This window comes from Methanobrevibacter wolinii SH, assembly GCF_000621965.1.
Lineage (GTDB): Archaea > Methanobacteriota > Methanobacteria > Methanobacteriales > Methanobacteriaceae > Methanarmilla > Methanarmilla wolinii.
In genome coordinates, this window is the sequence record NZ_JHWX01000017.1 from 37,650 (window position 1) to 51,366 (window position 13,717).

Annotated in this window: 12 protein-coding genes; 2 read left to right on the plus strand and 10 right to left on the minus strand. The window is 22.2% G+C overall.

The window, feature by feature from the left end:
• Nucleotides 1-508: 508 nt before the first annotated feature.
• The 3 genes from T523_RS02730 to xerA form a co-directional block, all read right to left on the minus strand.
• Nucleotides 509-1,441, minus strand: coding sequence for a transcription initiation factor IIB (locus T523_RS02730; protein ID WP_042707417.1), 933 nt, complete (start codon nucleotides 1,439-1,441; stop codon nucleotides 509-511).
• A gap of 252 nt (nucleotides 1,442-1,693) precedes the next feature.
• Nucleotides 1,694-1,960 (minus strand): Gar1/Naf1 family protein, encoded by a 267-nt coding sequence (locus T523_RS02735; RefSeq protein ID WP_042707389.1) that lies wholly within the window; start codon nucleotides 1,958-1,960, stop codon nucleotides 1,694-1,696.
• A 532-nt stretch (nucleotides 1,961-2,492) separates the two neighbouring features.
• Nucleotides 2,493-3,497 (minus strand): site-specific tyrosine recombinase/integron integrase, encoded by a 1,005-nt coding sequence (gene xerA, locus T523_RS02740; RefSeq protein WP_084486392.1) that lies wholly within the window; start codon nucleotides 3,495-3,497, stop codon nucleotides 2,493-2,495.
• A 462-nt stretch (nucleotides 3,498-3,959) separates the two neighbouring features.
• Here xerA and T523_RS02745 point away from each other — a divergent pair, with 462 nt between their 5' ends.
• On the plus strand, nucleotides 3,960-4,466 hold the full coding sequence (locus tag T523_RS02745; RefSeq protein WP_042707390.1) for a flavin reductase family protein: 507 nt from the start codon (nucleotides 3,960-3,962) through the stop codon (nucleotides 4,464-4,466).
• Between the two features lie 212 nt (nucleotides 4,467-4,678).
• Here the strand turns inward: T523_RS02745 and dnaG are convergent, their stop codons facing one another.
• Nucleotides 4,679-5,956, minus strand: a complete 1,278-nt coding sequence (gene dnaG, locus T523_RS02750) for a DNA primase DnaG (protein ID WP_042707391.1) — start codon at nucleotides 5,954-5,956, stop codon at nucleotides 4,679-4,681.
• Nucleotides 5,957-7,209: 1,253 nt separating this feature from the next.
• On the opposite strand from dnaG, the gene T523_RS02755 reads away from it, so the two are divergent.
• Nucleotides 7,210-7,977 carry an RraA family protein gene (locus T523_RS02755; RefSeq protein ID WP_232229027.1) on the plus strand — a complete coding sequence of 256 codons (768 nt, stop codon included), beginning with the start codon at nucleotides 7,210-7,212 and terminating at the stop codon, nucleotides 7,975-7,977.
• Between the two features lie 238 nt (nucleotides 7,978-8,215).
• On the opposite strand, the gene T523_RS02760 is transcribed toward T523_RS02755, so the two are convergent.
• The 6 genes from T523_RS02760 to modA all read right to left on the minus strand — a co-directional run bounded on the left by T523_RS02760 (nucleotide 8,216) and on the right by modA (nucleotide 12,735).
• Nucleotides 8,216-8,614 carry a DUF1284 domain-containing protein gene (locus T523_RS02760; RefSeq protein WP_232229028.1) on the minus strand — a complete coding sequence of 133 codons (399 nt, stop codon included), beginning with the start codon at nucleotides 8,612-8,614 and terminating at the stop codon, nucleotides 8,216-8,218.
• A gap of 52 nt (nucleotides 8,615-8,666) precedes the next feature.
• A complete protein-coding gene (locus T523_RS02765; protein ID WP_042707392.1) occupies nucleotides 8,667-9,278 on the minus strand; it encodes a biotin transporter BioY in 612 nt (203 codons plus the stop codon).
• 529 nt (nucleotides 9,279-9,807) lie between these two features.
• Nucleotides 9,808-10,848, minus strand: a complete 1,041-nt coding sequence (locus T523_RS02770) for a sulfate/molybdate ABC transporter ATP-binding protein (RefSeq protein ID WP_042707393.1) — start codon at nucleotides 10,846-10,848, stop codon at nucleotides 9,808-9,810.
• 221 nt (nucleotides 10,849-11,069) lie between these two features.
• Nucleotides 11,070-11,597, minus strand: a complete 528-nt coding sequence (locus T523_RS09255; protein ID WP_332248287.1) for an ABC transporter permease subunit — start codon at nucleotides 11,595-11,597, stop codon at nucleotides 11,070-11,072.
• The gene (locus T523_RS09415) at nucleotides 11,513-11,740 is read right to left on the minus strand and encodes an ABC transporter permease (RefSeq protein WP_232229029.1); all 228 of its coding nucleotides are present in this window, start codon (nucleotides 11,738-11,740) and stop codon (nucleotides 11,513-11,515) included. Before T523_RS09415 ends, T523_RS09255 begins: the two co-directional genes overlap by 85 nt.
• A gap of 179 nt (nucleotides 11,741-11,919) precedes the next feature.
• Nucleotides 11,920-12,735: a molybdate ABC transporter substrate-binding protein gene (gene modA / locus T523_RS02780; RefSeq protein ID WP_042707394.1), complete on the minus strand. Its 816-nt coding sequence runs from the start codon at nucleotides 12,733-12,735 to the stop codon at nucleotides 11,920-11,922.
• Between the last annotated feature and the right edge of the window lie 982 nt (nucleotides 12,736-13,717).

Genomic DNA, 13,717 nt, shown 5'->3' on the forward strand with positions numbered 1-13,717 from the left:
GCTTTGTTGAAATCCTCAAAATCTTTTGAATAAATTTTCTTAAAATTGATTTTCAAACATTAATTATTGTTTAAATTTTTATAAAAAATAGGAATTCAACAAACCCAAAATTATTCTAAAATTAATGGATTTAAACAAAAGAAAATATTAAGATTTTATATTAGTCTTAATATAAATAAAAAAATTAGAATAGCTTTAAAAAAACCAATAATATCAATAAAACAAAAATAAGTTAAAATTTAAAGTAAATAGCTAAAAAATAGTACATAAAAATTTTTTTAATCTTTTTAATATCAGTATATAAAGTATGTAAAATAAAGAAGATTATTTAAAAAATATAATTAAATTTAAACAAATAATAATTTGTAAAATAAGAAAAATTTAATAAAATTTTTGAATATATACAAAATAAAATATAAATAAAACTTTATATTAAAAATAGGATAATTTAAAAAATTTTAATAAGAAAATAAATCTAAAAAAATAGTAAAAATTAAGATAAAGAAGCTTATAAAGTTACTCCCATATCTAATTGTTCTGTTAACTCTTTATACCTATTCCTAATAGTAACTTCAGTTACACCAGCAATTTCTGCAACATCTCTTTGTGTTTTCCTTTCACCTAATAAAACAGATGCAATATATAATGCAGCTGCAGCAACACCAGTAGGTCCTCTACCAGAAGTTAAACCTTTATCCATTGCTTGATTAATAATATCAATAGCTTTAGATTGAACTTCACCAGATAAACCTAATTCACTAGCAAATCTAGGTACATAATCTACTGGAGATGTAGGTGGTAATTTGATATGTAATTCACGAGCTAAGAATCTGTAAGTCCTACCAACTTCTTTTTTAGTTACAGTTGAAACATCTGCAATTTCATCTAAAGTACGAGGAACTTTACATTGCCTACAAGCAGCATATAAACTAGCAGCAACTACACCTTCAATACTTCTACCACGAATAAGTTTATTTTCAACAGCACTTCTATAAATAACTGAAGCAGCTTCCCTAACACTTCTAGGAAGACCAAGTCTAGAAGAATATCTATCAAGTTCACTTAATGCAAAAGCAAGGTTCCTTTCAGTAGCTCCAGAAATTCTAATTTTTCTTTGCCATTTTCTTAAACGATACCATTGAGCACGATTACGAGCAGGAATATCTCTACCATAAATATCTTTGTTTCTCCAATCAATCATGGTACTAAGACCTTTATCGTGAATTGTATAAGTAGTAGGAGCACCTACACGAGTACGTTTATCTCTTTGTTCATGATCAAAAGCCCTCCATTCAGGACCCATATCAAGAAGGTTTTCATCTATAACAAAACCACAATTTTCACAAACAACCTCAGATCTTACATAATCCCTTATAAATTTATCTGAACCACATTCTGGACATTGAGTTATCTTATCCATATCAAATACATCATGTTGCATTTGTTCTTTTTGAGAAATATGATTATCTGGAACACCATTACTGAAAATTTGTTTAGATTTCCTGGTTTTAGAAATCATGTTTTTTAATTCTTCATTATCCATAATATCATCCCCATGAATAAAAAATTTTCCATATAATAACTTGAATGTATAATAGTAATAATATATATGAAAATAATAAATTTATTTTATAAATTAAACTTCAAAATATATTGATAACAGCACACAATAATAAATACTTAAATAATTTAATTATCTGCGTGATTTTCTCTTTTTATTCCTTTTAGTTGAAACAAATAGTTTTTCTCCATAATTATTTATTATCTGATTTCTATTAGTAGATCTAAAAAGATTAATAGAAATATATGGACTTTTAGTAGGTCCAAAAACAGTATTAACTTTGCCTATTTTATTCTTTTTACTATTAAAAACTAAAGCACCAGCAATAGGAGTTTGTTTTCCTCTTGCAATTAATTTACCAGAGTTTGCAATATGCAAACTGTTACCAAGAACTTTCATAAAAAATCAGTCAATTTTTTTAATACAATATATAATGTATTTATGATAATATATAAATATTTCGATAGTTTTATATATAAAAATCATTCTTATTTAAATAACTTACTATTTAATTTTTAAAATAAAGAGTATAGAATATTAAAATACTAAAATAAGTTCATATAATTTTATATATTTTAATATACAAATGTTACTAAACTACTATTAAGAAAACTTTATTAAACTATCTTTAAATAGGATAAAAGTAATTAAACAATAATTTAATAAAAAAATATTACACAGACACATATAACATAAATAATAAAAAGTTTAAACAAATATTTTAAAAATATATTAAATATATACATTCCAAATAAAGAATTTAAACAAAGGCTCCAAAAATAAAATAATATATTAATATATACATTGATAATAAAGAGTTTAAACAAACTTTTAAATATATAATATATGCATTTCTAATAAAAGAATTTAAAAAGCTTTAAAAAAGAGTAAATAAAAATTTTTAACTAATTAATAAAAACTCATTTAAAGATCAAATAATTTCTTCAGATCTAGCTTCATCATAAATATTCTTAACAGATTCCATATCTACACTTGTATATATCTGTGTAGTTGATAAGCTTGCATGACCAAGTAATTGTTGAATTATTCTTATATCTACACCATGTTTAAGTAAATGTGTTGCAAAAGAATGTCTTAAAATATGAGGAGTAACTTTTTTCTTAATACCTGCAACTTTAGCATATTTTTTAATTAAAATTTCAACATAACGTGAAGATAATTTATCTCCATTTTTATTATATATCAATAATGGATTAGATTGATCTCTTAATTTATTATACTCCAAAATAACATTTTTTGCATTATTATCAAATAAAACAATTCTATCTTTATCACCTTTACCTCTAATTCTCATAGTACGTGTTTCAAAATCAATATCAGAATATTTTAAATTTAATAATTCACTTATACGAAGTCCTGATGAATATAATATTGTAAAAATTGTTTTATTCCTCATTTTATTAAATTTTTGCAATTTTGTATTTTCTTTATCTTTATCTACTGCTTCAATTAAAAGTTCTACCTCATGTTCATTTAAAGATTTAGGTAGAGCTTTAGTTCGTTTAGGAAATTCAATATCATATAAAAAATCAATATCATTAAATTCTAAGAATTTTTTAATAGTTATTGTTACAAGATAAATATAATTTTGTGAAACACCTTTATCTCTTTTAAGATGTTGAATATAACGTTTAAATGATCTTAAAAAAACCCTTTCATCATATAAATTATCTTGCATAGTAAGATAAGAAATAAAATTTTGAATAATATTTGTATAAGTTTTAATAGTATTTTGTGAATAATTCCTAATTTCCAAATCTATAACATAATCTTCACACATTTCATTAAAATCAAATAAATCTAAAATACTAATTTTATTTCCTTCTTCATCATATTGAGGAAGATTAATAGAAGTAGGAGATACTTTGACTTGATTTGAATTAATAATGTTTTTCATATTTGAAAATCTAGGCATAATAATCCCTTTTAATAAAACTTAATTAAATAAAAATTAGTTATATCATTAAAATTATAGAATAATAACTTAAAATAAAAATATAAAAATCTAATAAAAGTTTAATCCATTTAAAAACTTATTTATTAAAAAATTTAATTATTAAATTAATTAGTTTTAAATTATAATAATTTATAAATTGAATTTATATTTAATAAACTAAACTATAAATAAAATAATTTTTTATAAAGATATAACGAAGTAAATAATAATAGTATAACGAAGTAAATAAATATTTTGGTTAAAAAATATAACTGCAAAATTACTAAATAAACATGAAAAATTAAGTTAAAACTTGAATATAGTTATAGAAAACTAAAATAACTAAAATTAAGAAAAATACAATAAAATTAAAGAAAATATACTTTTAAAATAAAAAAATAAAATTAATTAATATAAAATATTCCAATAAGAGGTTTTAAAATGAAAAAAGAAGTAAGATATGATAAATATGTAAATCCAGAACCATGTACTATTGTATCATGTAGAGATAAAGATGGACGAGACAATGCACTTGCAGTAGGATTTATAGGAAATGTAAGCTTTGATCCAAAAATTATAATGATTGCAATTATTGATAAAAGATTTTCACATCATATCATAAAAGAACAGAAAGAGTTTATAGTTAATATTCCTACTGACGAACATATAGACCTTGTAAGATATTTAGGTACTGTTTCAGGTTATGATGTTAATAAATTAGAAAATATTGAGATTATTGATGGAGATATTGTAAATGCACCAATAATTGTAGATTGTCCAGTTAACTTTGAATGTAAGGTAATTGATAGTATTAAACCTGGAACACATGAAGTATTCTTTGGACGTGTAGAAAAAGTTCATTGTGATGAAGAATATATTGATGAATTAGGATTTATAAAATGGAAAGAAATGAATGTTTTACATAGTTTAAATAGCAATATTATGTAAAATAATGAATAACAAATAAAAAAATCAGTGATTAATAATTAAATCATTAATAAGAAAATAGCTAAAAAAAACACAAAATAAACAAACAAGAAAAACAATAATTAATAATAAATCAATAATAAGAAAAAATAGCTAAAAACAAGAAAAAACACAAAACAAAGCAAACAATAAAAATAACAAATAATGAAAATAAAAATAGAAAAAATCTATTTTTATTCTAAAGTAATAACTTTTAAACCATGAGGTTTTTTAACAACATTTTGAGTTTTAAAAGCTACAATATTTTTAATACCTTTTTTATAAGATGCATCAATTAATCTTTGTGAAACAACACCATCAAAGATTATTGTTTCTGCATTATCTTCAACATGTTGTACTTCATTATAAAGTTCTTCAACACTTACTTCTTTCATAAGGTTTAATGCATTATCTAAGATTTCTCCAGTGCCAGAACCTTCAATTTCTTTTAACATGTCTTTCATTAAACTGATTTCATCATCATCTTCAACAACAAAATCTGGTTGCTCAACAATATCCTCATAATCATAATCATTATCATATTTATAATTATTTTTATGATTATTGTTATGGTTATTATTATTTCTTCTAGATTTTTTAGAAGATTTTTTATTTTGAACATCTGAATTAGAAATTAAACTAGTAGTTGCTAAAAATTGTTCAATAGGAGTTTTATCTCTAAGAGCTGTAATAACTTCATCTTTTTCAAGATCTTCAACTTCTTTTCCAACAGGAGCACGAGTTACAAAATCAACATCCCCTACTTGAAGAAGTTCTTTTAAGATAAGTTCTCCACCACGATCACCATCTACAAATACTGTAACAGTTCTTTTTTTAGTTAAATCTGCAATAGATTTAGGAACATTAACTCCTTCTACAGCAACAGTATTTTTAATACCATATTTTAAAAGATTTAATACATCATTTCTTCCTTCAACAACAATGATTGCATCTGAAGTATGAACACTAGGTCCAGCAGGGAGTCTTTCCTCACCAAATTCAGATATTTCATGAACACGCATAGCTTCCCTTACTTCTTCAATCATTTGCATACTTGCAGGAGTAACACTATCCATCATACCTTTATATATTTCTTTTGCACGGTTAACAACTTGTTGCCTTTTAACTGCACGAACATCCTCAACTTTATTAACTTTGATGTTTGCTTCACAAGGTCCAACACGGTTAATTGTTTCAAGTGATGCTGCTAAAATAGCTGTTTCAATCCTATCTAAACTAGAAGGAATTACTATTTCACCTTTAGCACGACCACCATTAGAATGAATAATAACCTGAATTCTGCCTATTCTTCCAGTTCTTTGAAGTTCTCTCAAATCTAAATCATTACTTAAAAGACCTTCAGTTTGACCAAAAATAGCACCAACAACATCAGGTTTTTCAACAACCCCATTAGCATTAATATCTGCATAAATGAGATATTTAGTAGTAGTTAGTTCTTCACCTTTTGACATAATAAGCCTCCTTTACGGCTTAATTTAAATAAGTCATATAAAATTTATAAATCAACTTAAATAATTAGAATTTAAATTTAAAAATTAAAAATTTCCAAACAAACTTAAGATTAAGAATAAAAATTAAAAATCTTTAAAATTTAATCTAATTTAATTTAAATATTTTTCAAAAACATAAATTATTAAATTTAATAATTTAAGTATATCTTAAATAAACAGTTCTTATAAAATAATGCGTTTAAATTATCCTAAAAACCATTTATTGGAATAATATAATAATTAATAAATTCTATTTAAATAATTAAACTAAATAAGATTTATTAATTAAATTTAATAATAAATAAAAAAATTTAATTAAGTAATTATTTATTAAATAAATGAAATTTTAGGTAAAAACCATACAAAAAGAGCTAAAGCTTACGCTAATACATTATAATACAATTACAATAAAGTTATTAAAGACTTAAAGTCTATATAGCTAAATTACTTTTATATAAATAATAATTTCAATTAAATAAAATCTATACTATTTAGAACATAATAAGTTATTAATAAATTACTTTCCTTAAACAATACAATTTTAACAATATTTTAAATTCTTATAATAACTAAATTAAAATTTTAATAAGATAAATAATATATAAACTAACGATTTTTATCCTATTTAAGACAACGATATTTTAAATTTAAATAATAACTAATTTAAAGTCTTTATCTCCTTTAATATTTTTAAATAATTGTGAAATAAATAAATTAATAATAATAAACTCTTTTGAGTATGTAATGAATGTTAAATTTACCTATAATATATTTAGTTTAAACTAATATATAAAATTGTATATTTAAAAATTAATATAATAAAATAAAATTCAATAAATTAAGATTTATAATAAAAATAGAATAAAATTATTAAAATTATATGAAACTCAAAAATAAAAAAACTTTAATTAAATAGAAAAAATAATAAAAAAAGAAGCTAAAATAAAATAAAAATAAATTAAAAATAAAAAAGCAAATATAAAGTTAAAATATTAATTAATATTTTATAATATGAAAAATAAAATTATAATATAATATTTATTACTATAAAATGAATTTTTTAATTAAAATTTATTAAATTAAATGATAATATATTAATTAAAAATTCATATTAGCCTATTTAAACTAATACCAATAAATCCATTATTTAATTAATAGATTTTAAAATGATATATATTTAAATAGACTTTTAATTAAAAATAAGGGTGTTTTAATTGGCTAAAGTAACTCCAAAAACTGTTTTAAAAATGGCATCAAGAAAAAGTAAAAATAATAAAAAAACCAAATTAAATGATATCGATTTAACTGAAGATAATTTTTCTATTGAAGATTTATATCTTAAAGAAGATAAATCAAATATAAAAGCATACACAAACTTAAAAGCATTAATTGATTCAGTATGTACTTGTCAAGTATCAGATGCATATAATAATATTTCAAGAAGAAGTGGAGTAATTAAAGGATTAAAATCTGTTAATAAACAAAGAGTTTATGGTAGAATAGTAACTTGTGATACTAATTCTGATGATTGGGGAACTGGATTACTTGCTATGGATGAAGCTAAAGAAGGAGAAATATTATTCTTACATTCTAATGGTGAACCTTCTGCAATTTGGGGAGAACTTGCTTCAACTTGTGCACAAGAAAAAGGAATTGCAGGATGTGTAGTATATGGGTATCTTAGAGATGTTGATATTACAAGATATATGAACTTCCCATTATTTGCATTAGATCTTGTACCTAATGCAGGAATAGCACTTGGATATGGTAAAGTTAATCCAGAATTAATAATTGATAATCAAATAATTAAACCAGGAGACTTTTTATTTGGTGATGAAAGTGGAGTACTTATTATTCCACAAGAAAAATTCAATCAAGTAATATTAGAAACACTTAATATTAAAGTTAAAGAATCAAAAATTCTTAAATTATTAAAAGAAGGTAAATCACTATCTGAAATTGCTGGTGTTAAAAAAGAATAAAATAAATTTTAAGAGAAAAATATTCTCTTAATTTTTTTTAAAAAAAATATATAAAACTTAAAAAAATTAAAATAAAATAAAAAACTAATAAATTAAACTTATTCTAATAAAAAACTAGAAAATAAGACAAATAAAAAACCAAAAAACAAGAAAAATAACCTAAACAGAAAAAAACCAAAGAAAAATAAAACATTAAAACTAATATAAATTACCTTATCTATTTTAAAATATAAAAAAATTATTTTATTTGTTTTGCCCAAAGACAAACATCATACCATTTACATCCAAGACATGTGTTTTTAATGTCTTCTTTTTTTGTAAATAATTTATTATTAATTAAATCAAATAGTTCACTTGCTTTATAATAATTACTGTTTTTTTCTTTTTGTATTTTTCTTAGAACTATTTTATCCATCTTAATTATTTTACTGTTTTCGTCTTTGTTTATACATATATCACACTTATTATTTGGACATTTTTTACAGATATCATCAATACTTGAAATAAGCTTAATGTATTCTTCATCATTCATAATTTTATCATAAATTATAGTCATGTTTTTTACAAAATCTTCATTGTATCCATAACCTTGAAAACCTTGTAAACATAATAAATGATGACCACGTATTTTTAACATAATATCATAAAAATAGTTGTTTTTAAAAAATAAAAAATAGTAAATGAGTAATTTACTCATTTTTTGGTAATAATGTTTTTGAAATAGCAGATCCTGCTAAAACTTTTAATATATCTCCAGCAATAAATGGAATAAGACCCATTGCAAGAACTTGGATTAAACTTAAAGATACACCTTTACCAAATAAAAATGCAGCATATAATCCAATTAAACCTGGGACATAAATTGCAACAAAGTTAGCAATAAGTAATGTTCCAGTCATTCTTGTGAAATTTCTAGATTGAGGATAATTTTCTGAAATGTATCCAACAAAGTATGCACATACTAAGAATCCTATAAAGTATCCGCAGTTAGAACCAAGTAATACTGAAAGTCCTCCAACCATTCCACTGTACCATGGAATAACAAGTCCAAGTCCAACATAAAATATTTGAGATAATAATCCATATTTTTTTCCAAGGAATAAACCTGCAATTAATACTGCAAAAGTTTGTAATGTAATTGGAACTGGAGTGAATGGTAATGGAATTGCTATTTGTGCCATAATACCTGTGAAACATGCCATAAGAAATGAAAGTACAATTTTTTCATAAGTGTTTGCATTTTTAATATGATTGTATATATCACTTCTTTTTTGATAATAAGCATCCATGTTATTATTCATATTTTACCTCCGTTAAAATATTTGGATAAAACATTTAAATAAAAATAAAAATATAATTACTAACTATTTTACCTATTATATATTATTGTATATAATTTAAATAAGTTTTGTTTTTTTATATTTTTATTTATTGATTTAGAAAGACTATTGAATAAATTTAATATTTTAATAAAAACCATCTATTACTTTAAATAAAATCACTGATTAAACCTAATATTTTTAATAAAAATCATAATTATTAAATTAAATAAACTTACTAATTAATTGTTATTTCTATTAAATAGCAAATAATCAGTTAATTAAAAAAAGTAAAATTTTATCTAGAAAAAAGAAATATTAATAAAATCAATAAAGATGATTTAAAAAATAAAAAATTAAATTAAAACTAAATAAGTATAAAAAATTAATTTATAAATAAAATCTTAAAAAATAGCTAATAATTACTTAAATTTTATATTTAAATAAAAATATTCAATATTATAAAAATAAAGTTAAATTAAAAATTATAAAAAAGTTAAAAACTAAAACATTAATTCTCTTCTAATAAAACAATATTCTTAGGATTTACTTTTAAATATTTAGGAATATCACATTGGTGTTCATAAATCAATTTATCAACTTTCCACCATATACCATTTGCTAATGTTACATCCCATTCAAAAGGTCTTTCTAAGATATTTGAATTTGAAGTTTCAACTACATTAACATCATTTTTTTCAGAAGGATGGAAATCATGTGCTCTTATTCCAATATGAGTAATATTAGGAGAAATCTTTTTAGATACTTCAAATTTAACATTCCAATCTAAAGCTTTAAGATGATAATCATCAATAGCTTCAATTTTAGAAATATTCTTAATTCCTGTAAGTTTAGCAACTTGAACTTTCCTTGGATTTTCAAATATTTCATGAGTAGGTCCTTTTGCAATAACTTTACCTTTATCTAATACTAAAAGTTCATCACAAAATTGAAATGCTTCATCACGATTATGAGTAACTAAAATTGATAAACCATCAAAATCATTTAGTAAATTAATTAGTTCAATACGTAATTTTTCTTTTAAAACAGTGTCCATAGCACTAAAAGGTTCATCCAATAATATAACATCAGGACTATAAGCCATAATACGAGCTAAAGCTACTCTTTGTTGTTGACCTCCAGACAACTGTTTAGGATATCTTTTTTCTAACCCTCCTAAATGAAAACGTTTAATCATATCAGGTACAATATTTTTATCATGTTTTTTAGATAAACCTGCAGCAATATTTTCTTCAACAGACATATTAGGAAATAAAGCATAGTTCTGGAATAAGTAACCTACATTCCTATCTTGAGGTTTTAAATTAATTTTCTTATTTGAATCATAATAAATAGTATTTTCATCAGTAGTTAAACTTACAAGACCTCCATCAGGATTTATAATTCCTGCAATAGACTTTAATGTCATACTTTTACCACAACCAGAAGGTCCAAGAATACCCAAACAACCTTTACTTAATTGAAAATCAACTTCCAAATCAAATTCTTTAAGCTTTTTTTGGATATTTACTTTTAACAATTTACTACTCATAATTTATTCTCCACAATAAAAAAAATAGACTCATTTTAAAACCTATTTTAATCTAAGATTTAATTCTATAAAAAGATATTTATTTTTTAAATTAAAAATGAATATTAATTTAATTTAGGATTTCAAGAAATAAAAAAAATAAAATTTATTTTAATATTTATCTCAATTGTTTTTCTCTACGATTTCAAGAAATAAAAAAAATAAAAAGTATTTTATAATATTTATCTCCATTGTTTTTCTCTACGTATAGTAACATAGTCCATAATGAAAATAGCTATAAATGCAATTATAACAATGAATATTACATAATTACTAGCATCCATCATATTCCCTGCAGCTACTTCAGAGTAAACAGCCATAGGGAGAGTTCTAGTTTGTCCTGCAATATTACCTGCAAGCATTGCAGTAGCACCAAACTCACCTAAACCACGAGCATAAGCAAGAATTCCACCACTAATAATTCCAGGTAATGCATTTGCAAATAAAATCTTCCAAAAGATTTTCCATTCAGACATACCTAATGTACGACCAGCATCAATTAGATTAGAATCCACTTGTTCATATGCACCTCTAGCAGAACGATACATTAAAGGAAATGACATAACTACTGCAGCAATAACAGTTGCAGGCCATGAAAAAGCAATTTTTACTGCAAAATAATTTATTAAAAAGCTACCAATAGGTCCTCTAACTCCAAAATATACAATAAAAAGAACCCTACAACAGTAGGAGGTAATACGATTGGTAATGTAAAAATACCATCAAGAACTATTTTTATTGCATCATTTTTAATTTTAACAATAATCCAAGCAACAATTAAACCTAAAAAAAAGGTTATTAAAATTGATAAACTTGCTGTTTTCATTGAAATTCCAATAGGTGTCCAATCCATTATGTCTCTCCTTTAAAATACTAATTATTTTCTAATTGCAAAAAAATAAAAAAAAGTTTTATTTATAAATAGTAAATATTTATCACAAATTAACATATAATTATATGCATCATCTTAAAAAAATTTATTTATGGATAATAAATCCATAATATTTCAATTTTAACTAAATCATAAATAAACTAAGATTTATGAATAGTAAATCCATAATCTTCGAATACTTGTTGAGCTTCTTGAGATTGTAAGAATTCCATGAATTTTTCAGTAGCAGTATCATTTTGTGAAGCTTTAAGTGGAGCTACAGGATAAATAATAGTTTTTAAAGAACCTTTAGGAGCTTCACAAACTACTTTAACATTATTATTTGATTTAGCATCAGTAGCATAAACAATACCATAATCAGCAGATCCTTGAGCTACTTGATTTAATACAGCAGTTACATCAGAAGCTAATGATAATCTAGGTTCAACATCATCCCATATACCAATATTATGTAATGATTCATTAGCATATTGTCCAGCAGGTACAGATTTAGGATCACCAATAGCAATAGTACCATTTACATCTTTTAAATCTTTAAATGAAGAAACATTTGTTTTTGAATCAGCAGGTACAATTAAAACAAGTTTATTCTCTAAAGATTGAACATTAGTACTGTTGTTAACTAAACCTTTATCAACTAAAGCATTCATTTGTTTATTACCAGCAGACATGAATATATCTACATCTAAACCATTTTCAATTTGTTTTTCTAAATCCCCACTAGAAGCATAAGTAGCAGTAACTTTTACACCTGGATACTTTTTCTCAAACATAGGAATTAATTTATCATCATAAACATTTTTCAAACTAGCTGCAGCAGCAATTTTAACTTCTTGTCCTTGTAAACTATTATCAGAACTAGTAGTATTAAATGAACCAGTAGCATATAATCCTACTAAAACAACCGCAATTATTACAATAATAGCAGCTATTAATATTTTCATATTCTTCTCCATAATATACACCAAATAGTATTATACAAAAATTACCAACATAAATATAAAAATAATTCATAATTACAAAACAGATAATTTTGAAAAAAATTATACATGAACGTCCCTAAACACAAAAAAGGAAGATATAATTTAATCTATTGTTAAGATAATTTAAATGAATATACAATAATTAAAATTAATAAAAATAAATAATATTTTGTTCAAATTTTATATATTTTCATTATATTTTTTATAACTTTAAATTAAAACTTAAATATGTTGGCCACATATTTATATTAAATATAAGGATATATAAATGTTTTCATATCAAGATAAATTATTTCATATTATCAATTTATCCAATATTTAATGTTTTAGAAAGAATTGTTTTAATTAAATTTATTTAATTTTACAATAGATTTTTAATTAAAACTTAAACCATAATCCCAATAATCTCCATCAAATAATAAAATCCAAATGATTTAATTAAATTAAGAAATTTTAATCATTATTATGTAAATATATAGAACTTTTCATATCGAAATAAATATTTCACCTTTTTAAAACTAATAATAAAAATTTCTGAATAATTAAAATAATCACAATTAAATCTAAATAAACTAAAAAAAACTTATTTTAAATAATATATTAAAATATTGTTTTTTATAAAAATTTAAACAAACCAATATCCAAAATTCAAGTTTAAAAAGTTTATTCTAAAAATTAGTAAATTAAACAAAGTATTATAAACTAAAAAAATAGAAAATTCAATTTAATCTTTATAAAAATATTAAAAAATAGATCTTTTAAATAAAATAAAATAAAAAATATTTTGCAAAAAATTGAATATAATAACCTAAAACAAAAAAATACCCAAAATAAACAATAAATGGAATATAATAACCTAAAACCAAAGGATTATCCAATAAAAAATAAAACCATAAAAAATCATTTAAAATATAATAAAAATAAGTAATAACTAAAAAAAGAGCAAAATCAAAAA

Bases quoted from the DNA above. Each gene is read 5' to 3' on its own strand.
- T523_RS02765 (WP_042707392.1), bottom strand. From the start codon at position 9,278: ATGAATAATAACATGGATGCTTATTATCAAAAAAGAAGTGATATATAC.
- T523_RS02760 (WP_232229028.1), bottom strand. From the start codon at position 8,614: ATGTTAAAAATACGTGGTCATCATTTATTATGTTTACAAGGTTTTCAA.
- modA (WP_042707394.1), bottom strand. From the start codon at position 12,735: ATGGAGAAGAATATGAAAATATTAATAGCTGCTATTATTGTAATAATT.
- xerA (WP_084486392.1), bottom strand. From the start codon at position 3,497: ATGCCTAGATTTTCAAATATGAAAAACATTATTAATTCAAATCAAGTC.
- T523_RS02745 (WP_042707390.1), top strand. From the start codon at position 3,960: ATGAAAAAAGAAGTAAGATATGATAAATATGTAAATCCAGAACCATGT.
- dnaG (WP_042707391.1), bottom strand. From the start codon at position 5,956: ATGTCAAAAGGTGAAGAACTAACTACTACTAAATATCTCATTTATGCA.
- T523_RS09415 (WP_232229029.1), bottom strand. From the start codon at position 11,740: ATGGATTGGACACCTATTGGAATTTCAATGAAAACAGCAAGTTTATCA.
- T523_RS02735 (WP_042707389.1), bottom strand. From the start codon at position 1,960: ATGAAAGTTCTTGGTAACAGTTTGCATATTGCAAACTCTGGTAAATTA.
- T523_RS02770 (WP_042707393.1), bottom strand. From the start codon at position 10,848: ATGAGTAGTAAATTGTTAAAAGTAAATATCCAAAAAAAGCTTAAAGAA.
- T523_RS02730 (WP_042707417.1), bottom strand. From the start codon at position 1,441: ATGCAACATGATGTATTTGATATGGATAAGATAACTCAATGTCCAGAA.